Genomic DNA, 22,374 nt, shown 5'->3' with positions numbered 1-22,374 from the left:
ATCCGCAAGATGGGACCGGAACGGGACGATATGACTGTATTCAGGAACAATGCGCCGAGCCGGCGCGCAGCCTTGACGCTGATCGCCGCGGGCGTTCTCGCCGTGGGTGGGGTCGTTTCGGCGCGCGCAGCATCCGGCGATGATGAGGTGCTGACCGAAGCGAAGGTGCTGCGCGATCCCGACACGCCCGTCGCGGGCAATCCCGACGGTAACATCACCATCGTCGAATGGTCCGATTACAATTGTCCCTATTGCCGCAAGCTCGAGCCCGAGCTGCGCCAGGTGGTCCAGGACGACGGCAAGGTGCGGCTGGTGATGAAGGACTGGCCGATCCTCGGGCCGGTTTCGGTCACCGCGGCGCGGAGCGCGCTGGCGGCTAAATTCCAGGACAAGTACCACCAGGCCCATGACGCACTGATCGGCGTCTCTTCGCGCCTGACCGAGCCGCGCATCAACGAGCTGCTCGCGGCCGCCGGGGTCGATATAGACCGCTTGAAGCGCGATCTCACCGGCCGCGCCAAGGACATCGACGCCATCCTCAAGCGCAACAACGAGCAGGCTGAAGCTTTCGGCTTCCAGGGCACCCCGTCCTTCATCGTCGGCAAGTATCGCGTGCCCGGCGTGCTCAGCATGACCAAGTTCGAGCAGGTCATCGCCGACGCCCGCAAGGCCAAGATGAACTGAGCCGGTGATTTTTTAGCGCCCAATAAAAAAGGCGCCGTCGCAGACCTGCGGCGGCGCCTCGTTCATGTCGATCGGACGAAATTACTTCGACGAGATCCGGACCCAGTCCTTGTGCGCGCGATCGCGCAGCGCATCCCAATCGGCCTTGGCGACGTCCCAGTTCACGATGGTGCGGTTGGTGGTCGCAACCTCGCCTTTGGCGACCGACGACGTCTGCATGGAATCATAGACGTACACGCCGCACGCAAGCAGCAACGCGCCCAGGATCATTCCGAAAAAAGTCTGCATGGGGAACCTCCGGTGACGGGCGATAACGTCGGCCCGGAGTGATGGTTCCGCGACCATGCGGCGCATTCAAGGAGAGGTTGTTCATTTTCCATTCAGCCACTCCATCAGCTCCGCATTGATCTCGCGCGGATAGGTGTGGCTGAGGTCGTCGACCTCGCGGTAGGTGACATTGGCACCGGCGGCGGACAGCGCCGCCTGCGTTTGCCGCGCGGTCTGCACCGGAAACATCCAGTCGAGCTTGCCGTGAGTGATGAAGACCGGCAGGTCTTGCAGGCGCGTTGCGTCGGCCATTTCCGCCATCAACGGATGGAAGGTCGCCGCAACAGGCGCGAGATGCGTGAAGGGCGAGGCGCCGTCGAGGCCGGTGACGTAGCAGAAGGTGCCGCCGTCGCTCATGCCGGTCAGCAGCATGCGGGAGGGATCGATGCGCCAGCGGCCGCGCACCTCCTCGAGAATGCGCATGAGGTTCGGCGTGTCGGTGTCCTCGCCCATCAGCGCCCAGGTCGTGCCGGTCGCGGTCGGCGCCACGAGGATCGCGCCGAGGCTGCGGGCATCGCGCAGCCAGCTCCACAGAAAGCCGCGGCCGTTGCCGCTGCCGCCATGCAGCGCCATCACCAGCGGCATGGGACGCTCGGGCGTGTAATATTCGGGGACGTAGACCGAGAAGCCGCCGCGGCTGCCAGGCTCGTTGCGGTCGTGGAAGATGCCGGTATCTTCGCTCGCGCTGGCCTGGAGCCGCGACAACAAATCCGCATTGTCGCGATTGGCGGCGTTGAGGAAGAAGCTGCTCACCGGCGGAAATTGCACCGCCAGCGGATAAAGCGCCTCCTGCGCGCGCGGGACATGGCGTAGCGCGCGGAAAACCGCGACGAGGTCGCCATGGCCACGCTCGACCTCACGAATGCCGGCAAAGGCAGCGAGCGCCTCGCCGCAGGCGCGATCGATCCGCTCGCGCAAGCCTCCGAACTGCTCCGGCCAATCCCCGATTGCTGCGTGCGCCCTCTGCAGCGCCTCGTCGGGCGTGCCGATCGCATCCATCACCGAGGCAAAGGCCGGCGGATGCAGATGCCGCTGGAAGAAGCCGAGTGCTTCCAGCGCGTTGAGCAGCGGCGGCAGCACGGCCACGATGTCGTCCACCACGGCCTCAGTCATCGCCCGCTCCTCAGAGCCTTTGGATCAGTGCAGCTTCGGCGCCTTCAGCAGCTTGAAGCGATCGGTGGACGTCACGGTGACGTCGAAGGTGACGCCTTCATGATGAACCGTGAGCGGCACGTCGACGCCGGCGGCGCCGAGCGCCCACATCTTCCTGTAGAAGGCGGTCTGGCTCGTGACCTTGTCACCGTTCACGGCGAGAATGACGTCGCCGGTCTTGAGCTCGGCGCGGGCGGCCGGGCCATTGGCGGAAATCCCAATCACCACCACGCGGTTGTCGATCTCGGTCGAGAATAGCCCGAGCCAGGGCCGTGCCGGCTTGTTGACACGGCCGAACTTGCGCAAGTCCTCCAGGACCGGCTTCAGGAGGTCGATCGGCACGATCATGTTGACGTGCTCGGCCTCCCCGTCACGTTCGCGATCGAGCTGGAGCGAGCCGATGCCGATCAGCTCGCCGCGCTCGTTCAGCAGCGCCGTGCCGCCCCAATTCGGATGTGCGGGAGCGGTGAAGATGGCCTCGTCCAGCAGGTATTCCCAGTAACCGGCGAATTCCTGCTTGGCCACGACCTGGCTCGCGACCGAGCGCGTGCGTCCGCCGGCGCCGCCGACCACGACGCGGTCGCCGATCCGCGTCGCTGCCGACGAGCCGAGCGGCAGCGGCGCAATGTCGAGCTGGCCGAGCGCCTGCACCAGCCCGAACCCGGTCTCGGAATCGAAGCCGAGCGCATGGCCCTCCACCACGCGTCCGTCGGCGCGGTGCAGCCAGACCGATTCTGCTTCGGTGATGAGATAACCTATCGTGAGCACCAGGCCGTCATCGATCACGACGCCGTTGCCGGCGCGTTCGGTGCCCAGCGTCTCGGCGCTGAAGGCGTCCGGGGGGATGATGGCGTGCAGGCCGACGACGGAGCCGAGCGCGCGGTCGAGATCGAAACCATAGTCGCTCGCCCGCGGCTGGTTCGCCGGCGGCACTCTCCATTCGGTCAGAGTGCTCATGGAGTTCTCCTGGCTGAGGGCATCGCTCCGTCAGGGCTGGCGGCGCGACGCGCGAAGCAGCACCAATCTAAGCTGCGAGTGATCGATTTTAAAGACTTCTCGCGACTATTCGCGTGGATTGGCGAGAAGCTCGAAAGTTCAGTCCACCCCTTGAATCGGTCCCTCGATCCGGCAAGGGCGCGCCGTATGTCGTTTTGTCTCCGGTTGCTCCTTGATGCTCGCTTGCCAATGGATCATCCGGCCAGCGGCCAGATCGGCAAGACTATTGCCGGCCTCAATTGGGGGACGTATCGTTCCGCGAATTCGCGGAACTTGCCATGAGCGAAAAGAACTTCGATCGAGCAACTTTGGAATATGCGCTGGCCGAGCTCGGCCGGGATGAAAACTGGCTGAACGACGGCGTGAAGGGGTGGTTGAGCAAGAGAGACTCCGATCCCGAAGTTAGAGCTTTATTCAAGACCTACCCCTCCGAGGATGAACCGGGCCTCCGCGTCTACACGGCAAAACCCGAGTACTTGTTTGCCATGAAATGCCGGGCAATGCGTGTCGGCGGTATCGAAACGAACTCGGACATCGACGACATCAAGCTGCTCGCGCGTGCAATAGGGATAAAGAATAGCCAGGACGCATTGGCCCTTGTCGAGGGATTCTACCCGCAGAATATGCTCCAACCCAAAACCCGTCTGGGGCTCGAGGAGATTTTCTCAAATCTGGCGATTGGGCCAGACAGCGCCGAAACACCCAGGTCGAGCCCGCCATGAGCCTCTTTGGCAACAAGCCCAGAACGCTAAGTGATGTCGTGCGACGCGTAAAAGCTGGTCGGCAGAAGTTTGATCCGTCACTTCGCGAATTTCTCGATTGGTTCTATATGAATCCGCACGCGCGTCAGCAGGCGATCGAAGGCCGCCCAGATCCGATTGATGCTCTGCATGACGCCTACGTGGCGGCAGTAGCGGAGCATCTTGCGCGCGTTCACGGATTGCCAGTGCCGGAATGGACCGAGGATCATGGTAACGGGCTGAGCGAACCGTTCTTTGCAGGCGGCCTACAATCGCTAAAGGGCGTGCTGGTCGCCGAGAGCCCTACTGCCTTTCGACGACGCCTCCTGTTCGTCAGCAAGGATGCTTTGTCGAGGCCCAGAATGCAGGACGCCTAACCTCCGGTGCAGTCTGGCGCAGGGGTTCAGTGTCGCGTTCGGCTGCATGGCTGGTGTCCGCGCCGGTTCTAGGCGAGCCAACGTGAAGCTGCTAACCATTGCCGCTTCGTTTGACCAAGGGATCACGGACGACAAGCATGGACAACCGCAGCGACATCTGGCGTGGCATCGACACGATCAAGGCACGCTTCATCGACCTCAGCGACAGGGTCTGGGGCATGCCTGAGGTCTGCTACACCGAGGCGCGGTCCGCCGCCGAGCATCTCGCCGAGCTGCGTCATCAGGGCTTCCGCATCACCGAGAACGTCGCCGGCATCCCGACTGCGCTGATCGGCGAGTGGGGCGAGGGCGGTCCGGTCATCGCCTTCATGGGCGAGTACGATGCGCTGCCGGGCCTCAGCCAGGAGGCGGGTGTCGCCGAGCATCGCCCGATCGAGACCGGCGGCCATGGCCATGGCTGCGGTCACAACCTGCTCGGTTCCGCCGCGCTGCTCGCCGCGACGGCGGTGAAGGACTGGCTTGCCGAGACCAAGGTGCCCGGCCGCGTGCGCTATTACGGCTGCCCGGCGGAGGAAGGCGGCGCGGCCAAAGCCTTCATGGTGCGCTCCGGCGCGTTCGAGGACGCCGACATCGCCATCACCTGGCACCCGCACAGCTTTTGGGAAGTGGCGGTGACGCCCTCGCTTGCGAATACGCGCGCGGATTTCATCTTCACCGGCCGCACGTCGCATGCGGCGGCCTCGCCGCATCTCGGCCGTTCGGCGCTCGATGCGGTGGAATTGATGAATGTCGGCGTGAACTACATGCGCGAGCACATGCCGAGCGACGCGCGCGTGCACTATGCCCTGCTCGACACCGGCGGCATTGCGCCGAACGTGGTGCAGGCCCATGCCCGCGTGCGCTATTCGATCCGCGCACGCGATCTTCCCGGCATGAACGAGTTGGTCGAGCGTGTGTCCAAGATCGCGCAAGGCGCGGCGTTGATGACCGAGACCAAGGTCGAGATGAAGATCATCTCCGCGGTCTCCAACATCCTGCCGAACGCGCCGCTGGAGCAGGCGCTGCATCAGGTCATGGAAGAGCTCGGACCGCCGCATTTCGACGATGCGGACAAGAGTTTTGCCGGCCAGATCCGTGCGACCTTGAGCGACAAGGATATCGCCTCGGTCTATTACGCCATCGGCATGGAGCCGACCGATCGGCCGCTGGCCGACTTCCTGGTGCCGCTCGATGCCAAGCGCAACCCGCTGGTCGGCTCCACCGATGTCGGCGACGTGAGCTGGGTGGTGCCGACCGTGCAGGTGCACGCACCGACGGTTGCAATCGGCACGCCCTTCCACACCTGGCAGGTGGTGGCGCAGGGCAAGAGCCCGCACGCGCACAAGGCCATGGTGCAGGCCGCCAAGGCGATGGCAGGTCTCGGCATCAAGGCGTTGACGGAACCGGAACTGATCAAGGCTGCCAAGGCGGATCTGCAGAAGCGGACGGCCCGCACTCCTTACGTTTGTCCGTTGCCGGATCACGTCGGACCGCCGCTCGACATGTCCGTGGCGTAGGAATTCGTCTCGATACTTCGTCTGATCTACCGAACAAATTTTCCGCAGTGCAGCGCGCAATCCAGCAGATTCTGATGCTGGATTGCCAAACGGATGGGCTGCGGAGCGCAATTTTGCCCAACGGACAGCCAGTAGACCGTTTGCATACACACGGTCCCAGTTGACGTGCACCCCATTCGGTGTGCCATCTACCGCCAGCAAACCCGGCGGTCGCGAGCGGCCGCCTGCATCCATGTCGGAACCAGACGGGGGACAACCATGCTGGACAAAGAGCTGCGTTCGATGATCGGTCAGGTGAAGGACGGGCGGATGGACCGCCGCGCCTTCATCAAGCGCCTCGCCGCGGTCGGTCTCACCGCTCCACTGGCCAACCAGCTCCTCGCGCTCGGCGGCGTTGCCATGGCGCAGAGCCCCGCGGTCTACAAGCCGACCAAGCGCGGGGGCGGCGGCCCTCTCAAGGTGCTGTGGTGGCAGGGGCCGACGCTGCTCAATCCGCATTTCGCCACCGGCACCAAGGACCAGGACGGATCGCGGCTTTTCTACGAGCCGCTCGCGAGCTGGGACGCGGACGGCAATCTCAACCCGATCCTCGCCGCAGAGATTCCCTCGCTTGCAAACGGCGGTCTCGCCGCCGATGCCAAATCGGTGGTCTGGAAAATCAAGCCGGGAGTCAAATGGCACGATGGCAAGCCGCTGACTGCCGACGACGTCGTGTTTACCTGGCAATACGCCAGCGATCCCGCCACGGCTGCCGTCACTATCAGCACCTATGGTGAAATTACGGTCGAGAAGGTCAGCGATCTTTCGATTCGCATCCTGTTCAAGACTCCGACGCCGTTCTGGGCCAACGCGTTCGTCGGCGCCTACGGATGCGTTCTCCCCAAGCATCTGTTTGCCGACTATAAGGGCTCGAAGTCCCGCGAGGCGCCGAACAATCTGGCCCCGGTGGGCACCGGTCCCTACAAGTTCGTCGAGTTCAAGCCGGGCGATGTGGTCCGCGGCGAGCTCAATCCCGACTATCATATGCCCAACCGTCCGCATTTCGACACGATCGAGATGAAGGGCGGCGGCGATGCCGTCTCGGCGGCGCGCGCTGTGATCCAGACCGGCGAATTCGATTTCGCCTGGAACATGCAGGTCGAAGACGACGTGCTGCTGCGTCTGGAGAAGGGCGGCAAGGGCAAGACCGTCTATGCCACCGGCGGCGACATCGAGTTCATCGCGATCAATTTCACCGATCCGAACACTGAGATCGACGGCGAACGGTCCTCGATGAAGACCAAGCACCCGATCTTCTCGGATCCGAACGTGCGCAAGGCTCTCGCCCTGCTCGTCGACCGCGACTCCGTCAAGAAAGCGATCTACGGCCGGGCCGGACGCACCACGGCGAACTACCTCAACGGTCCCGAAAAATTCGTCTCCAAGAACACCTCGTGGGAGTTCAACATCGAGAAGGCGTCGAAGATGCTCGATGACGCCGGCTGGAAGGTCGGTGCCGACGGCATCCGCGAGAAAGACGGCAAGAAATTCAAGCTGCTGTACCAGACCTCGACCAATGGTCCGCGCCAGAAGACCCAGGCCATCGTCAAGCAGGCCTGCCAGAAGGCCGGCATCGACGTGGAGCTGAAATCGGTCGTCGCCTCGGTGTTCTTCTCATCGGACGTTGCCAACCCCGACACCTATCCCAAGTTCTATGCCGACATCGAGGAGTTCCAGATCCCGATGACGCAGCCGGATCCGGCCCTGCACATGCGCCGCTACATCTCCGCCAATGTGGCCACCAAGGAGAACAAATGGCAGGGGCAGAATTTCCCGCGCTATGTCAACAAGGAGTATGACGACGCCATTGCTGCGGCCGAGACCGAGACCGATCCGGTCAAGCGCGCCGCGCTCTACATCAAGTGCAACGACCTGTTGTGGCAGGACACCGTGTTCATTCCGGTGATGCATCGCCTATTGGTGGATGCCTGCTCCAACACGCTGCGGCCGGCGCTCTCGGGCTGGGCCAATCGCACCGACAACCTCCAGGACTGGTACCGGGAGGCATGAGCGCAGGCTAGACGGGATTCTTCCCTATGAGTCAGTATGTCCTGCGTCGTCTCCTGATTGCCGTTCCGAGCCTGCTGGCGATTTCGCTGGTGCTGTTCGTCGTGCTCGCGCTCGCGCCCGGCGATCCGTTCTCCGAACTGGCCACCAATCCGAACGTGCCGCCCGAAGTGCAGGCGGCACTCCGGGCCAAGTTCGGCCTCGACGATCCGATCTACCTCCGCTACCTGCACTGGCTCAACGCCATGCTGCACGGCGACTGGGGTTTCTCCTTCGTCAGCCGGATGAACGTCGACACGCTGATCCTCCAGCGCCTGCCCGCCACGCTCTACGTGATCGGCTCGGCCCAGATCCTGGCGCTGCTGATCGCGATTCCTGTCGGCGTCTATGCCGCGACCAGGCCGTATTCGCTGTTCGACCAGATCGCGAATACGCTCGCCTTCGTTGGCTTCTCGCTGCCGACCTTCTTCACCGGCATCCTGTTCATCCTGATCTTCTCGGTCACGCTGGACTGGCTGCCTTTCGTCTACACCACCGACATCAAGGCCACCGGCATCCGCTGGGTGCTGGAGATGATCCGTCAGGCGATCATGCCGGTGGCGGTGCTCGGCCTGTTCCAGGCGGCGTCGATGACGCGCTTCGTGCGCTCGGCGATGCTCGACGTCATCCGGCTCGACTACGTCACCACGGCGCGGGCCAAGGGCCTCGGCCAGACCACGGTGATCATCAAGCACGTGATGCGCAACGCCATGATCCCCGTGGTCACGCTGATCGCGTTGCAGATGCCCGCGGTGTTCGGCGGCGCCATCGTCACCGAGCAGATCTTCCGCATTCCCGGCATCGGTTCGCTGCTGATCTCCTCCATCCTTTCCAACGACACGCCGGTGGTGATGGCCGTCACCTTCGTTTTCGCGTGCCTCGTGGTGCTGTTCAATCTCATCGCGGACGTCCTTTATGGCTGGCTTGACCCTCGCATCTCCCTCCGCTGAGCGGCGCGTCTACTCGCCCTGGCGTGAGACGTGGCGGCGTTACAGCCGTCACCGGCTCGCCGTGGTCAGCGCTGTCCTGCTCCTCATTCTGGTGCTCGCCGTCGTGTTTGGGCCGTTCGTGTGGCGTGTGAAGATCAACGAGATCGACATCGTCGCAGGGCTACAGGGTCCGTCGCTCGCCCATCCCTTCGGCACCGACGATCTCGGCCAGGACATTCTGGCGCGCATGATCTATGGCGGCCGTATCTCGCTCGCGGTCGGGCTCGCCGCGATGCTGGTCGCTGTCATCATCGGCACGCTGATCGGCGCGCTCGCCGGCATGTCGCGCGGTGCGCTCGGACACGGATTGATGTGGCTCACCGACCTGTTCCTGTCGTTGCCGCAGCTGCCGCTGCTCCTGCTGCTGATCTATCTGTTCCGCGACGGGCTGAAGCAGGTGTTCGGGCCGGAAGGCGGCATCTTCATCCTGATCGTGCTCGTGATCGGAGGCCTGCGCTGGATGCCGGTGGCGCGGCTCGTCCGTGCCCAGTTCCTGTCGCTCCGCGAGAAGGAGTTCGTCGAGGCCGCCCGCGCGCTCGGCGCCAGTCCGGTGCGGCAGGTGGTGCGGCACATCCTGCCCAATGCGGTCGGTCCGGTGATCATCGCCGGCACCATCGATGTCGCCGCCGCGATCATCGCCGAATCGACGCTGTCCTTCCTCGGCCTCGGCTTCCCGCCGGATACCCCGACCTGGGGCCGGCTGCTGTTTGACGCCAAGGATTTTCTCGACATCGGCCCGCACTGGGCGCTGTTTCCGGGCGGCGCGATCTTCGTCGCGGTGGTGGCCATCAACTTCATCGGCGACGGTCTGCGCGACGCGCTCGATGCGCGACGGGTGATCTGATGGCGCCGCTGCTCGAGATCAAGGGCCTGAAAACCCACTTCTCCACCGACGACGGCATTCTCCAGGCCGTCGACGGCGTCGACATCTCCATCAACAAGGGCGAGACGCTCTGCGTCGTCGGCGAGTCCGGCTGCGGCAAGACCGTGACCGCGATGTCGATCCTGAAGCTGATCGCGATGCCGCCGGGTCGGATCGCAGCGGGCCAGATCATCTTCGAGGGGCGCGATCTGGTGCCGCTGACCAGCAACCAGCTCGACGAGATCAGGGCGAAGGAGATCGGCTTCATCTTCCAGGAACCGATGACCTCGCTCAATCCGGTGCTCACGATCGGCGAGCAGATCGCAGAGAGCCTGCGACGGCACGAGGCGATGACCAGGAAGCAGGCGCTGGAACGCACCATCGACATGCTGAAGCTGGTGCAGATTCCCAATGCCGAAGGCCGCGTGCACAATTATCCGCACCAATTCTCCGGCGGCATGCGCCAGCGCGTGATGATCGCGATGGCGCTCGCCTGCAAGCCGAAGCTGATCATCGCCGACGAGCCCACCACTGCGCTCGACGTCACCATCCAGGCGCAGATCCTCGACCTCTTGCAGGACATGAAGGACCGCTTCGGCATGGCGGTGATGCTGATCACCCATGCCATGGGCGTCGTCGCCGAGACCGCGCAGCGCGTCGTCGTGATGTATGCCGGCAAGGTGGTGGAGGAGGCGCCCGTCGACGATCTCTTCGGCGATCCCCGTCACCCCTATACGCAAGGCCTGATCCGCTCGATCCCGCGCATCGATCTCGACAGCGAGCACAAGACGCGGCTCGAGGCGATCGGCGGCTCGGTGCCGATCCTGATCAATCCGCCGGTCGGCTGCCGCTTCGCGCCGCGCTGCAAGTTCGCCATGAATGTCTGCACCGAGAAGGAGCCGCTGCTGCGCGAGATCGCGCCGGGTCACCGCATGGCCTGCCATCTCGGAGATACCAGCGTGGGAGCCGCGTCATGAGCGAGCCCTTGCTCCGCGTCAGCGGGCTGAAGAAACATTTCCCTGTGCTCGGCGGCCTCTTGTCGCGCCAGGTCGGCACTGTCTACGCGGTCGACGGCGTGTCGTTCTCGGTCAACCGCGGCGAGACGCTCGGCCTGGTCGGCGAATCCGGTTGCGGCAAGTCGACGACCGGACGCTGCGTGCTGCGCCTGATCGAGCCGACCGACGGCGAGGTCACCTTCGACGGCCAGGACGTGCGCAAGCTCGGCGGCAACGATCTGCGCGCGATGCGGCGGAACATGCAGCTGGTGTTCCAGGATCCGTTCGCCTCGCTCAATCCGCGCATGACGGTCGGCGCCATTCTCGGCGAGGCCTTCACCATCCACAATCTCGCCTCCTCCCCGAAAGAGCGCGAGGAGCGCGTCGCGGGTCTGCTGGTCAAGGTCGGGCTCAAGGCCGAGCACATGCGCCGCTATCCGCATGAATTCTCCGGCGGCCAGCGCCAACGCATCGTGATCGCGCGCGCGCTTGCGGTCGAGCCGAAGCTGATCGTCTGCGACGAGCCGGTCTCCGCGCTCGACGTGTCGATCCAGGCCCAGGTCATCAACCTCCTGGAGGACCTCCAGGCCGAGCTGAACCTGACCTATCTGTTCGTCGCGCACGACCTCTCGGTGGTCGAGCACATCTCCGACCGCGTCGCGGTGATGTATCTCGGCCGCATCGTCGAGCTCGCGAAGGCCAGCGACCTCTACCGCAACCCGCAGCATCCCTACACCAGGGCGCTGCTGTCTGCGGTGCCGGTGCCCGATCCCAAGCTGAAGCGGGAGCGCATCCGCCTCAAGGGCGACGTGCCGAGCCCGATGAAGCCGCCCTCCGGCTGTCACTTCCACACCCGCTGCCCGATCGCCCAGCCACGCTGCGCGGAAAGCGCGCCGCCGCTGAAGGAGGGGGCGGGCGGCCACTTCGTGGCGTGCCATCTGGCCTGACGCATGAGGATCCTCCACCGACGCGTCGCGATCTGTGTACAGGCCTGCCGAGGCCGCGGATCGCTGTCGAGGCGAGGTCGCCGTCACTCTTCGAGTGTGAAGCCTACGCGCAACGTGACCTGATAGTGACCGACGGCGCCGTTCTCGATATGGCCGCGCGTCTGGACTACCTCGAACCACTTCATCTCGCGAATGGTCTTCGAGGCGCGGCTGATGGCGTTCTGGATCGCGTCCTCGATCGAGGTCTCGGACGATCCGACCAGGTCCAGGATCTTGTAGACATGGTCTTTCTCAGCTGCAGGCATGATGGCCTCCCTCGGTTGCGCTGCACGTTTCGACGCGTGTGCTCTCACTTGAACGAGCGCCAGGCAGTCCGGTTCCGTCCCGCGCGATGGTCCGCATGCACCAGGCGAGGTGGAGCGGCCGGCGCCGGCCTGCTAAGCGCTTCCGTATGGACACGGCGCGACGCGACAGGACGATCGGCTCTATCTGCCTCTGCGTGACGGCGTTCGGCTGGGCCTTGAACTGGCCGCTGATGAAGCTGCTGCTGCAGCAATGGCCGCCATTGTTCGCGCGCGGCCTTGCGGGCGTGTGCGCCTCGCTCATTCTCGTCGCCCTGGTGCTGACCCGGAAGGAATCCTTCGCCGTGCCGCGCGAGGCGGTGCCGCGCCTTCTGTTTGCGACCTTCACCAACGTCTTTGGCTGGATGGGTCTCGGCACGGTCGCGATGAAGTATGTGAGCGTGAGCGAGGGCGCGCTGCTCGCCTATACCATGCCGATCTGGGTGATGCTGTTCGCATGGCCGGTGCTGCGCACACGCCCCTCCCCACGGGACATTTTCGGCCTGGTCCTCGGCGTTGCCGGCGTCACGCTGCTCCTGAGCGGCAACGGTCTTGCGTTCAGCACCGACAAGCTGGTCGGCATTGTGCTCGCATTGCTCTGCGCCATCCTGTTCGCGCTCGGCAACGTGCTCAACCGCAAGCCGCTGCCGCTGCCGCCGCTGGTCGTCGTCGCCTGGCAGGTCGGGCTCGGCTGCGCCACGATGCTGGTGCTCGGCGTGCTGTTCGAGCGCCCCGACATTTCCGCGGTCACTCCGATGGGGGTGGGCTGCTTCGTCTACATGACGCTGGTGCCGATGGGTCTCTGCTACGTCACCTGGTTCGAAACGCTGCGCCGTCTGCCACCGACCACGGCCTCGACCGGCATGTTGATCGTGCCCGTGATCGGCGTCGTGTCCGCCGCCATCATTCTGGGTGAGCCGCTCGGCTATCGCGAATGGACGGCGATGGCACTCACGCTCGGCGGCGTGACGCTGGCCTTGCAGCGGGGGTAGCAGGGCGCGCTGGCTTGAACCCTACGGATCCAGCTCCGTATCCCAGTACAGATAGTCCAGCCAGCTGTCGTGCAGATAGTTCGGCGGAAACAGGCGGCCGTTGCGGTGGAGCTGGTGCACGGTCGGTGCGAACGCGCTCTGGCGCGGAAACATCTTGGCTTGCGCCGGCGTGAGGTTGCCCTTGCGCAAATTACACGGCGAGCACGCAGCGACCACGTTCTCCCAGGTGGTCTGGCCGCCTTTGCTGCGCGGGATGATGTGATCGAAGGTGAGGTCTTCGGGCGAGCCGCAATATTGGCAGGCGAAACGATCGCGCAGGAAGACGTTGAAGCGCGTGAAGGCGGGGTGGGTGGTCGGCTTGACGAAGGACTTGAGCGAGACGACGCTGGGCAGCTGCATTTCCAGCGTGGGACTTCGAACCGCCTGATCGTAATGTGCGACGATGTTGACGCGGTCGAGGAACACCGCCTTGATCGCGTCTTGCCACGACCACAACGACAGTGGGTAGTAACTCAGCGGCCGGAAGTCCGCATTCAGCACCAACACCGGCCAACTGCCTTGCGAGACATGTGCGTTCAAGTAACGCTCCCGGCCTCCAATGTACGCTGCGAAGCAGCATGTAGTGACATACTACATGCAGCGTGACGGGATTGTGAAGCCCGTTGAGCGACTTATTCAAGCGCAAGCAATGCGGCGGCGGGGTGGCAAAAGTGCTCAAAAGGCCGCGATCCAGGGGGCACGCGGAACCGCTTAACGTGGGCGCCTTTGCGACGGCAGCTACTCCCGTACCCGCACCAGCTTCTGCAGGCAGCGCGTGGCGCGCACCGCGGCCGGCATCTCCTCGTCCGGAAAGCTGGTCTCCCAATTGGTGACGCCGACCTCGCCGACATAGATATCGCCCTTCGAGTCCAGCGCGATGCCGTGCGGCGCCAGGAATTTGCCGCTGGCAACGCCCGGCCCCTCCTCGCCGCCGAGCCGCGCGATGCGATTTCCCTTGGCGTCCACGATCGACAGCCGCGGGCCGAGATTGGGTACGTTGCGGTTGATGGCGAGGCCGGGGCCGAGCTCGCCGATCACGAAGGTCGGGCTCCTGGCCCCGCCGCAACAGCACAGCGCGCAGGGCCGGTGCAGATTGTTCCACTGCGTCTCGTATTTGCCCTCGCCGTCGAACACCTGGACGCGGTGGTTCTCGCGATCGGCGACATAGACCCAGCCGTCGGCATCGGTGGCGATATTGTGCACGATGTTGAACTGGCCGGGATCGATGCCCGGCTCGCCCCAGCTCTTGATCAGCTTGCCGTCGGGCGTGAACTTGTGCACGCGCGCATTGCCATAGCCGTCGGAGACGTAGATCTCGCCCTTCGGCGACAGCGCGGTGTGGGTGCAACGGTGGAACGGCTCGCCGCTCATGAACGGCGCCGGCTTTGCCGGGATGCCGATCGTCAGCAGCACCTTGCCGTCGGTGGTGCATTTGCGCACGGTGTGGTCGCCGTCATCGGTGCAATAGAGATTGTCGTCGACGTCGATATGCAGGCCGTGCGCGCGCGAGAACAGGCCTTCGCCAAAACTGCGCAGGAAATTGCCCTCGCGGTCCAGCACCACCATCGGGTGGGCGCCGCGGTTGAAGACGTAGACGCGGTCCTTGCTGTCGACCGCGACGGAGGCGACGTCGGTGAGCTGCCAGCCGTCCGGCAGTTTTGCGAAGTTGTCGACGACGCGGTAGCGGTGTTCGCCGCTGCCGAGAATGGCTGACATGGTCTCTCCTCTTGTCATTCCGGGGCACGCGAAGCGTGAACTATGATGCGTAATTGCGCATCTGAGAATCCATCGTACGGCGTTCTCGTGGATAAATGGATTCCGGGCTCGCGCTAGGCGCGCCCCGGAATGACGGCTGTAGCTATATTCGTGCCAGAATCCCTTCCTCGATCGCCTTGATCTGCAGCGCCAGATATTTCGAGTTGATCCGGCATTGCGCCAGGCTCCCGGCGATGAACCAGAGGCCGGGCTGTTTGGTGCGCGCATACATGTTGCGCAGCTCGAAGCCGTCGCCAAAACCCCAGATCGGGCCGATGCGGTCGGCGATGCCGTCGCCGAACAGTTTTCGCACCAGATATTCCTGCGGCTTGTATCCCGTGGAGAGTACGATGAGGTCGGCCGCAATGGTGAAGCCGTCTTTCATCCGCGCGCCTTCAGCGACGAAACCTGCGATGTCGTCGAACTGCCTGAGCTTGATCTTGCCGTCGACGATCAGGTTGGAGCAGCCGACGTTGAAATAATAGCCGCCGCCACGGGTGAGGTATTTGAACTGCCAGCCGGTGCCGGCCTCACCGAAATCGAGCTTGAAGCCGACGCGCGAGAGGCCGTCGAGCAGCTCCTTGTCGAGCTGCTTGGACTGCTCGGTCAGCATCACATGCGTCTTCTTCGCGAGCGGCGTCGGCATCGAGGCCGCGATCAGATCGTTGTCCTCGAGCGTGCCCTCATTGTAGATCGCATAGGCCAGCTGCGCCGACGGCTCGATATTGGTGACCAGCGTCGGCGAACGCTGCACCAGCGTCACCTCGGCGCCGCTGGAGTGAAGATCCTGCGCGATGTCGTGACCGCTGTTGCCGGTGCCGATGACGATGGCACGCTTGCCGGTCCAGTTCTCGCCGTCCTCGTAACGGCTGGAATGCACTATCGTGCCGTTGAAATTGTCGAGCGTCGGAATGTCAGGAATATTGGCGATGCCGCTGACCCCAGTCGCCATGATCACGTGGCGCGGACGCATGGTGCGCCTGCTGCCGTCGGCGCGGCGCAGGGTGACGGTCCAGTGTCCCTCGGCCTCGTCATAGGCGCCGCCCTCGAACTCGGTGCCGGTCCAGAAGTTCAGCTCCATCGCATCGACATAGGCCTCGAACCAGTTGGCGAGCTTGTCCTTGGGGATGTAGACCGGCCAGTTCGGCGGAAACGGCATATAGGGCAGGTGATTGACCTGCACCTGGTTGTGCAGGGTCAGCGCGTGATAGCGCTTGCGCCAATTGTCGCCGACCCGCATTTCGCGATCGACGATCAGGGTATCGACCTTCAGCTGCTTCAGCCGCGCCGCAATCGCGAGCCCGGCCTGGCCGCCGCCGACCACCAGCACGGCCGGGTCGCGATCGGCATAGGCGCGCGAGGCGTCGCGCTGGTCGAGCCAGTTCGGCCCGCGGAAGTCGCGCGAATAGGCCTGGCCGCGCGGGCGCGAGGTGCCGAGCTGTTCCTCGAAGCCCTTGAGCTCGTCGAGTGCGGTCAGCAGCGTCCATGCCTTCAGGCGGTCGCCGTCGGCAGCGTCAGGTACGAGCCGCACGATGCCGCCGCCGCGGCCGATCGCGGTCTCGAAGTTGAAGATCGCCTCGATGCTCTTGGTGCCGGCCCGCGTCACCCAGCGCGGCGGCGCCCGGTTCGGCGCGATCCGGAAATGGATCGGCACTGCGTTGGGCGCGCACGCCGCCAGCTCCTGTGCGATCGCAGCGCTGCCCGCGATTGTCTGCAGGTTCCAGCTCAACGCCAGCGCGTCGCGCCAGAAGCCGTCGGCGAGAAAGAGCGGGTCCAGCGTCGCGGGATCGGCTCTGCTTAATGCGCGCTCGAAGTCGTCGAGCCAGGCTTGTGCGGCGATGGAAATATCCTGCGTCCGGTCCAGCATGCGCGACCTCATGGCCGTCTTCGCGGCGTTTCCTCAGAGATCGAACGCTATACGGTTTCGCCGCCCGCCAAAAGCCGCGGACCCGAGCGAGGCCGGCATGCGGCCCTGCCCGGACGGAATATTGCCGGCCATCCCACGCGCGGACGCGGCCGGAGAACGACTTAGGCGCCGCCCGGCCTGCGGTCCGCCCAATAGGGATCGCGCAGCTTGCGCTTGAAGATCTTTCCGGTCGCCTCGCGGGGCAGCGCATCCAGGAACTTGACCTCCTTCGGCACCTTGAAGTTGGCCAGACGCTCGCGCAGAAAAGCCTGCACCGCGGCGGCGGAGAGCTGCTCTGCCTTGTCGGGCTCGATGCAGGCGCACAGCCGCTCGCCATATTCCGCGTCCGGGATGCCGAACACGGCGCAGTCGCGTACGCCGGGCATCGCGATCAACGCGTTCTCGATCTCGGCGGGATAGATGTTGACGCCGCCCGAGATCACCATGTCGCGCTTGCGGTCGCACAGGAACAGATAGCCGTCCTCATCGAGATAGCCGACGTCGCCGACGCTGACGAGACCGTCGCGCCCCGCCTCGGCGCGCGCCTGCGCCTTGCCGTGATAGTCGAAATCCGGCACCGCGGTCTGGCGCATGTAGATCTCGCCGACCTCACCAGCATCGCAGAGGCTGCCGTCGTCGCGAAAGATCTTGACGATGCCGCCTTCGATGGCGCGTCCGACCGTGCCGGGCTTCTTCAGCGCTTCTTCCGCTGAGTGCCAGACCGGGATTCCGGTCTCGGTCGAGCCGAAATATTCGTTGATGACCGGTCCCCACCATTCGATCATGGCCCGCTTGACCTCGGGCGGGCAGGGCGCCGCGCCATGCACGACGAAGCGCAGCGACGACAGGTCGTAACGCTGCCTGACGGCTTCGGGCAGGCGCAGCAGACGGACGAACATGGTCGGCACCATGTGGATATGCGTCACGCGGTGGCGCTCGATCAGCGCCAGCAGCTCCTCGGCGTCGAAGCGCGGCTGAAGCACGATGGTGCAGCCGTTACGGAAGGCCATCATGCCGTAGGAATGCGGCGCCGAGTGATACATCGGCCCGTTGATCAGCACGACTTGGTCCTCGCGCGGCTTGATGCCGTAGGCGATCGCGCCGACCCGCTCGGAGGCGGCGGCCTGCTCCGGCTGCATCGGCATGCGGCGCACGCCCTTCGGCATGCCCGTGGTCCCCGACGTGTAGATCATCGCCGCGGCGCGGCGGGGCGGCTCCTGCATCTCCGTGTGGCCGTCGCGCCAGCGGTCCCAATCGGTGAGATCCGCCGGGATCTCGGTCAGCTCACCGGGAATGGCGAAGGTCGCTGCCAGCTCGGGCGGGGTCGCGACGACGAGCAGGCGGACATCCTCCGGAATGCCGCCGCGGATTTGCGGCAGCAGGTCGGCGTGGCAGATCAGGATCTTCGCGCCGCTGTCGGTCAGGATGTAGCGGACCTCCTCGGCCTTCAGGTGCCAGTTGATCGGCACCACGGGGCTGCCCAGTGCGGCCGAGGCCGCGACCACCTCGAACAAGGCGAAGTCGTTGCGCAGCATCATGGCAACCGGTGCGCCTTCGGCAAGGCCGAGGGCGCGAAGCCCGCTCGCCGCGCGTCTGATGCGCGCCTGGATCTCGTCATAGCCGATCCGGCGTTCGCCGCTGATGATCATGGTCTGTCCTATTCCGTTCGAGTCAGCGATCGTCCAGCACGTCGCCGAAGCCCACCCAGCTCTTGCCGTTGAAGCGCCGCAGCTGCAGCTGCTGGAACGGCAGATAGTCGTCGGCGCCGGTGCTGACGGATATGCCGGGCAGCAGCAGCGGCAGCTTCACCTCTTTCAGCGAGGCGGCCTGGCGCAGGATGTTGTCGCGGCTGAAGTCGTCCTTGCACGCCTTCAGCACCGTCATCAGCAGCGTCGCGTAGTGGTAGCCGGCCGCATAATTGGAGTTGGAGAGGTCCGCATTCGGCATGTACTGCTTCATGAAGGCGAAATACTCCTTCACGCCGGGATCGCCGGCCCATTGCGGGTCCATCGTGTCCTTCTGGTTGCTCGACGAGATCAGGCCGACGGCGTTGTCGAGCCCGGCCGGCTCCAGGAACGAGATCGACGAGGCCGAGGTCGGCACGAAGAACAGCTCGGGCTTCCAGCCGAGCTCGGCGACGCCCTTGATCATCTGCGAGGTGAACTTGCCGAGCACGACGCCGAACAGCACGTCGGCGCCCGATGCCTTCAGGGTCGAGAGCTGCGAGCTGATCGTCGGCGCGCTGGTCTCGTAGGTCGCTTCGGCAACGATCATGCCGGCAGCCTTGTCGCCGAGCGCGCGCTTGAAGCCGGCGACATAGTCGCGGCCGAAATCGTCGTTCTGGGAGAGGATGGCGATCTTGGCGCCCGGCTTGGTGCGCAGCACATGCTTGGCATAGACCACGCCTTCGGATTCGTAGGCGGCCATGCCGGGCATGGTCCATGGGTATTTCTGCGGATCGGCCCATTTGGTCGCGCCGGACAGCACGAACAGCTGCGGCACCTTCTTGCCGTTGAGGTAGCGATGCACGGCACTGTTGGTGGCGGTGCCGAGCGAGCCGAACAGCATCAGCACTTCGTCCTGCTCGACCAGCTTGCGGGTCTGCTCGACCGTCTTCGGCGGCGAATAGGCGTCGTCCAGCGTGATGAACTTGATCTTGCGGCCGTTGATGCCGCCTTCGGCATTGACCTTCTCGAAGAACGCCTCCTGCGTCCGGCCGATCGCGCCGAAGCCGGAGGCCGGGCCGCTATAGGGCAGGGTCTGTCCGATGCGGATCTCCGTGCCTTCGGCGCGGGCGTTGTCCGTGGCGAGCGCCAGCAGGGACAGACCGATCAGTGCGGCTACCAGCTTCATGATATCCTCCCGTTTTGTTTTGTCAGTTGGAGACGTCAGGCGCTGACGCGCATCAGGAAATCCTGTCTCGCCTGATCGAATTCACGCTTCATGCGGTCGACGAGCTCCGCGACGGGCGGGGCATCGGTGATCTGGCCGATGCCCTGGCCCGATCCCCAGATGTCGCGCCACGCCTTGGATTTCATGTTGCCGCCGGAGCCGAAATTCATCTTCGATTTGTCGGCGGCGGGGAGATTGTCCGGATCGAGGCCGGCGGCAGCGATCGACGGGCCGAGATAATTGCCGTGCACGCCGGTGAACAGGTTGGTGTAGACGATGTCGTGCGCGGCGTGCTGCGTCAGCGCCGATTTGTAGGCGGGGTCGGCATTGGCTTCCTGCGTCGCGATGAAACGCGTGCCCATATAGGCGAGGTCGGCACCCAGCGTCAGCGCCGAGGCGATGCCATAGCCGTCGCTGATCGCGCCCGACAGCAGGACGGCGCCGTCGAACCATTGCTTGACCTCGCGCACAAGCGCGAAGGGTGACAGCGTGCCGGCGTGTCCGCCCGCACCGGCGCAGACCAGGATCAGGCCGTCGACGCCCTGCTCGGCGGCCTTGCGCGCGTGCTTGACGTTGATGACGTCGTGGAACACCAGCCCGCCATAGGAATGCGCGGCCTCGACGATCTCCGCCGGCGGCCGCAGCGAGGTGATGATGATCGGCGCCTTGTGCTTGACGCAGGTCTCCATGTCCTTCATCAGCCGGTCGTTCGAGGCATGGCAGATCTGGTTGACGGCGTAGGGCGCGACCTTCTTGCCGGGATTGCGCGATTTGTACTCGCCGAGTTCGTCCTCGATCCGGCTCAGCCATTCGCCGAGCATGTCGACCGGGCGGGCATTGAGCGCGGGAAAGGAACCGACGACGCCCGCCTTGCACTGGGCGATGACCAGCTCCGGGCCGGAGACGATGAACAGCGGTGAGCCGACCACGGGCAGCTCGAGCGAATCCTTCAAGAGAGTGGGCAGTGCCATCATGTCCTCCCGAAACGCGGCCCCGCCGGCGGGCGGATGACGAGGCGTTTCCCTTTGATTGTCGCGCGGGCGGATGGGCCGTGGCCGCGGATTTGATCCCATTATAGGGTTGGACGGCGCCGCCCGGCCGTTCAATAATGAACGGACGATCATTCAGGTATGAACAGGGCCGCCGATGGATTGGGACCTTTGCAAGACCTTCGTCGCGGTCGCCGAGACCGGCAGCTTCACCGCCGCCGCCCGCCGCCTGCACACCAGCCATCCCACCGTCAGCCGCAAGATCGCCGCGCTGGAAGCCCAGCTCGGCACAAGATTGGTGGCGCGCGCCGCCGAGGGCCTCGCGCTGACCGCGGATGGACGGACCTTGCGCGAGCACGCCGAGGCCATGGCGGCCGCAGCGCTCCGGGCCGAGACCGCAGTGGCGGCGGGTGGACACAAGGCGCGCGGCATCGTCAAGCTGTCGATCGGCGCGACGCTGGCCTCGCACTGGCTGATGCCGCGTCTGCCAGCCTTCCTGCGCGCGCACGATCATATCCAGCTCGAGATCATCACCCATCCGTTTCCGGCGAGCGTGCGCCGGCGCGAGGCGGACGTGGTGCTGCGGCCCTTCGACAGCGGGGAGGAGAATCTGGTCGGCCGCAAGATCGGCCGTCTCGGCACGGGCTTCTATGCCTCGCGCGATTATGCCGCCGGGCGGTCCCTGCCTGAACGGCGCGCCGATTGGAAGGAGCACAGCGTCATCGGCTTCGCCGATCAGACCTCCAATGCGCAGCTTGCGCGCTGGAGCGACCTCGTCACGCGGCAGGCGAGGGTGGCGATGCGCTGCTCGTCCCAGGGCGACATGCTGGCCGCGGTCCGCGCCGGCATCGGAATCTCCGCGCTGTCGTGCTTCGTCGCCGAAAGCTATTCCGATCTCGTGCGCGTCGCGCCGCAGAAGCTCGCCAGCGTCGCGGATCTCTGGCTGCTTGCCCATCCCGACCTCGTCGAGCTCCCGGCGGTGCGCGCCGTGATCGATTTCGTCGCCGAATGCGCCCGGACCGACCGCGCGCGGCTGCGCGGTTAGCCCGATTCCGCGAGCACGCCCTCGCGCTTCTTCACCGCGCGGTAATAGCTCCACCACAGATGCGCCGCCGCACCGCGCAGCGGACGCCAGGGCTCGGCGATCGGCGCCATCTGCTTCTCGGTCGGGCGCGCCTTGAGGCCGAGCCCGATGCGGATGCCCTCCTGCACGGCGAGATCGCCGGCCGGCCAGGCATCGCCATGGCCGAGACAGAACAAGAGGTAGAGGTCGGCCGTCCAGGGGCCGATGCCGGGCAGAGCGATCAGGGTGTGATGTGCCGCGTCGGCATCCTCCTCGGCGAGCACGTCAAGGTTCAGCCGCTGCGCGGCGATCTCGCGGGCGAGATGCTTGAGCGTCTTGATCTTGGCGGCGGAGAGGCCGAGCCGTCCCAGCCGGTCGGTGCGGGCGCGGCGCACGGCGTCGTGATCGAACGGATCGAACGCCGCCGACAACCGTCCCCAGATCGCCGCGGCACTCGCGGTCGACAGTTGCTGCCCGCAGACGATGTGGGCAAGCCCCGCGAAACCCGGCTCGCGCCGCCGCAACGCCGGCATGCCCGCGATCTCCAGCACGGGCTTGAGGCGCGGATCGCGCTTGATCAGCGCGTGAACGGCCTCTTCGAGATCGGACTGGGTTTCGAGGTGGATGGTCATGGTCTTTCAACTCGTCATGCGCGGGCTTGACCCGCGCATCCATCTCCTATCGTAA

22 protein-coding genes are annotated in these 22,374 nt (G+C 65.0%); 11 read left to right on the top strand and 11 right to left on the bottom strand.

The genetic code is table 11. The annotated features are described in order from the left end of the window. Window positions 1-30: 30 nt before the first annotated feature. The gene (locus tag AC24YW_RS09365; protein ID WP_487482442.1) at window positions 31-684 is read left to right on the top strand and encodes a DsbA family protein; all 654 of its coding nucleotides are present in this window, start codon (window positions 31-33) and stop codon (window positions 682-684) included. A gap of 81 nt (window positions 685-765) precedes the next feature. On the opposite strand, the gene AC24YW_RS09360 is transcribed toward AC24YW_RS09365, so the two are convergent. The 3 genes from AC24YW_RS09360 to AC24YW_RS09350 form a co-directional block, all read right to left on the bottom strand. Next, the gene (locus AC24YW_RS09360; protein ID WP_453944403.1) at window positions 766-972 is read right to left on the bottom strand and encodes a hypothetical protein; all 207 of its coding nucleotides are present in this window, start codon (window positions 970-972) and stop codon (window positions 766-768) included. An 81-nt stretch (window positions 973-1,053) separates the two neighbouring features. Then, a complete protein-coding gene (locus AC24YW_RS09355; RefSeq protein WP_487482441.1) occupies window positions 1,054-2,124 on the bottom strand; it encodes a carboxylesterase family protein in 1,071 nt (356 codons plus the stop codon). A 24-nt stretch (window positions 2,125-2,148) separates the two neighbouring features. After that, window positions 2,149-3,120: a S1C family serine protease gene (locus AC24YW_RS09350; RefSeq protein ID WP_487482440.1), complete on the bottom strand. Its 972-nt coding sequence runs from the start codon at window positions 3,118-3,120 to the stop codon at window positions 2,149-2,151. A 317-nt stretch (window positions 3,121-3,437) separates the two neighbouring features. Here AC24YW_RS09350 and AC24YW_RS09345 point away from each other — a divergent pair, with 317 nt between their 5' ends. The 8 genes from AC24YW_RS09345 (at window position 3,438) to AC24YW_RS09310 (ending at window position 11,710) form a co-directional block, all read left to right on the top strand. Continuing rightward, complete coding sequence (locus tag AC24YW_RS09345) at window positions 3,438-3,881, top strand: hypothetical protein (protein ID WP_487482439.1); 444 nt, start codon at window positions 3,438-3,440, stop codon at window positions 3,879-3,881. Beyond that, a complete protein-coding gene (locus tag AC24YW_RS09340) occupies window positions 3,878-4,276 on the top strand; it encodes a hypothetical protein (RefSeq protein WP_487482438.1) in 399 nt (132 codons plus the stop codon). Before AC24YW_RS09345 ends, AC24YW_RS09340 begins: the two co-directional genes overlap by 4 nt. 137 nt (window positions 4,277-4,413) lie before the next feature. Further along, a complete protein-coding gene (locus tag AC24YW_RS09335) occupies window positions 4,414-5,832 on the top strand; it encodes a M20 family metallopeptidase (protein WP_487482437.1) in 1,419 nt (472 codons plus the stop codon). A gap of 258 nt (window positions 5,833-6,090) precedes the next feature. Continuing rightward, a complete protein-coding gene (locus tag AC24YW_RS09330; protein WP_487482436.1) occupies window positions 6,091-7,881 on the top strand; it encodes a peptide ABC transporter substrate-binding protein in 1,791 nt (596 codons plus the stop codon). Window positions 7,882-7,907: 26 nt separating this feature from the next. Next, window positions 7,908-8,867: an ABC transporter permease gene (locus tag AC24YW_RS09325; RefSeq protein WP_025033623.1), complete on the top strand. Its 960-nt coding sequence runs from the start codon at window positions 7,908-7,910 to the stop codon at window positions 8,865-8,867. Beyond that, a complete protein-coding gene (locus tag AC24YW_RS09320; protein ID WP_487482435.1) occupies window positions 8,833-9,750 on the top strand; it encodes an ABC transporter permease in 918 nt (305 codons plus the stop codon). Before AC24YW_RS09325 ends, AC24YW_RS09320 begins: the two co-directional genes overlap by 35 nt. After that, entirely contained in the window at window positions 9,750-10,745 is a 996-nt protein-coding gene (locus AC24YW_RS09315) for an ABC transporter ATP-binding protein (protein ID WP_487482434.1), read from the top strand. The genes AC24YW_RS09320 and AC24YW_RS09315 overlap by 1 nt, the downstream gene beginning before the upstream one ends. After that, on the top strand, window positions 10,742-11,710 hold the full coding sequence (locus tag AC24YW_RS09310; RefSeq protein ID WP_197955172.1) for an ABC transporter ATP-binding protein: 969 nt from the start codon (window positions 10,742-10,744) through the stop codon (window positions 11,708-11,710). The genes AC24YW_RS09315 and AC24YW_RS09310 overlap by 4 nt, the downstream gene beginning before the upstream one ends. 83 nt (window positions 11,711-11,793) lie before the next feature. Here AC24YW_RS09310 and AC24YW_RS09305 read toward each other — a convergent pair whose 3' ends face one another. Next, window positions 11,794-12,015, bottom strand: a complete 222-nt coding sequence (locus AC24YW_RS09305; protein WP_487482433.1) for a dodecin — start codon at window positions 12,013-12,015, stop codon at window positions 11,794-11,796. Between the two features lie 146 nt (window positions 12,016-12,161). Between AC24YW_RS09305 and AC24YW_RS09300 the strand changes: the two genes are divergently transcribed. Next, window positions 12,162-13,043, top strand: a complete 882-nt coding sequence (locus AC24YW_RS09300) for a DMT family transporter (RefSeq protein ID WP_487482432.1) — start codon at window positions 12,162-12,164, stop codon at window positions 13,041-13,043. Window positions 13,044-13,064: 21 nt separating this feature from the next. Here the strand turns inward: AC24YW_RS09300 and AC24YW_RS09295 are convergent, their stop codons facing one another. The 6 genes from AC24YW_RS09295 to AC24YW_RS09270 all read right to left on the bottom strand — a co-directional run bounded on the left by AC24YW_RS09295 (window position 13,065) and on the right by AC24YW_RS09270 (window position 20,606). Further along, window positions 13,065-13,622: an HNH endonuclease gene (locus AC24YW_RS09295; RefSeq protein ID WP_008543309.1), complete on the bottom strand. Its 558-nt coding sequence runs from the start codon at window positions 13,620-13,622 to the stop codon at window positions 13,065-13,067. A 198-nt stretch (window positions 13,623-13,820) separates the two neighbouring features. Then, complete coding sequence (locus AC24YW_RS09290; protein ID WP_487482431.1) at window positions 13,821-14,798, bottom strand: peptidyl-alpha-hydroxyglycine alpha-amidating lyase family protein; 978 nt, start codon at window positions 14,796-14,798, stop codon at window positions 13,821-13,823. A 142-nt stretch (window positions 14,799-14,940) separates the two neighbouring features. After that, window positions 14,941-16,704, bottom strand: a complete 1,764-nt coding sequence (locus AC24YW_RS09285; RefSeq protein WP_487482430.1) for a flavin-containing monooxygenase — start codon at window positions 16,702-16,704, stop codon at window positions 14,941-14,943. Between the two features lie 161 nt (window positions 16,705-16,865). After that, window positions 16,866-18,392 (bottom strand): acyl-CoA synthetase, encoded by a 1,527-nt coding sequence (locus tag AC24YW_RS09280; protein WP_487482429.1) that lies wholly within the window; start codon window positions 18,390-18,392, stop codon window positions 16,866-16,868. Window positions 18,393-18,414: 22 nt separating this feature from the next. Then, window positions 18,415-19,596: an ABC transporter substrate-binding protein gene (locus tag AC24YW_RS09275; protein ID WP_487482428.1), complete on the bottom strand. Its 1,182-nt coding sequence runs from the start codon at window positions 19,594-19,596 to the stop codon at window positions 18,415-18,417. Between the two features lie 35 nt (window positions 19,597-19,631). Next, window positions 19,632-20,606, bottom strand: a complete 975-nt coding sequence (locus AC24YW_RS09270; RefSeq protein WP_487482427.1) for an NAD(P)H-dependent flavin oxidoreductase — start codon at window positions 20,604-20,606, stop codon at window positions 19,632-19,634. 175 nt (window positions 20,607-20,781) lie between these two features. Between AC24YW_RS09270 and AC24YW_RS09265 the strand changes: the two genes are divergently transcribed. Continuing rightward, the gene (locus AC24YW_RS09265; RefSeq protein ID WP_487482426.1) at window positions 20,782-21,669 is read left to right on the top strand and encodes a LysR family transcriptional regulator; all 888 of its coding nucleotides are present in this window, start codon (window positions 20,782-20,784) and stop codon (window positions 21,667-21,669) included. Here AC24YW_RS09265 and AC24YW_RS09260 read toward each other — a convergent pair. Then, entirely contained in the window at window positions 21,666-22,319 is a 654-nt protein-coding gene (locus tag AC24YW_RS09260; RefSeq protein WP_487482425.1) for a DNA-3-methyladenine glycosylase family protein, read from the bottom strand. The genes AC24YW_RS09265 and AC24YW_RS09260 overlap by 4 nt on opposite strands. Window positions 22,320-22,374 lie beyond the last annotated feature (55 nt).

The organism is Bradyrhizobium sp. USDA3516 (assembly GCF_057651995.1).
This window is presented reverse-complemented; position numbering and strand designations above follow the sequence as displayed.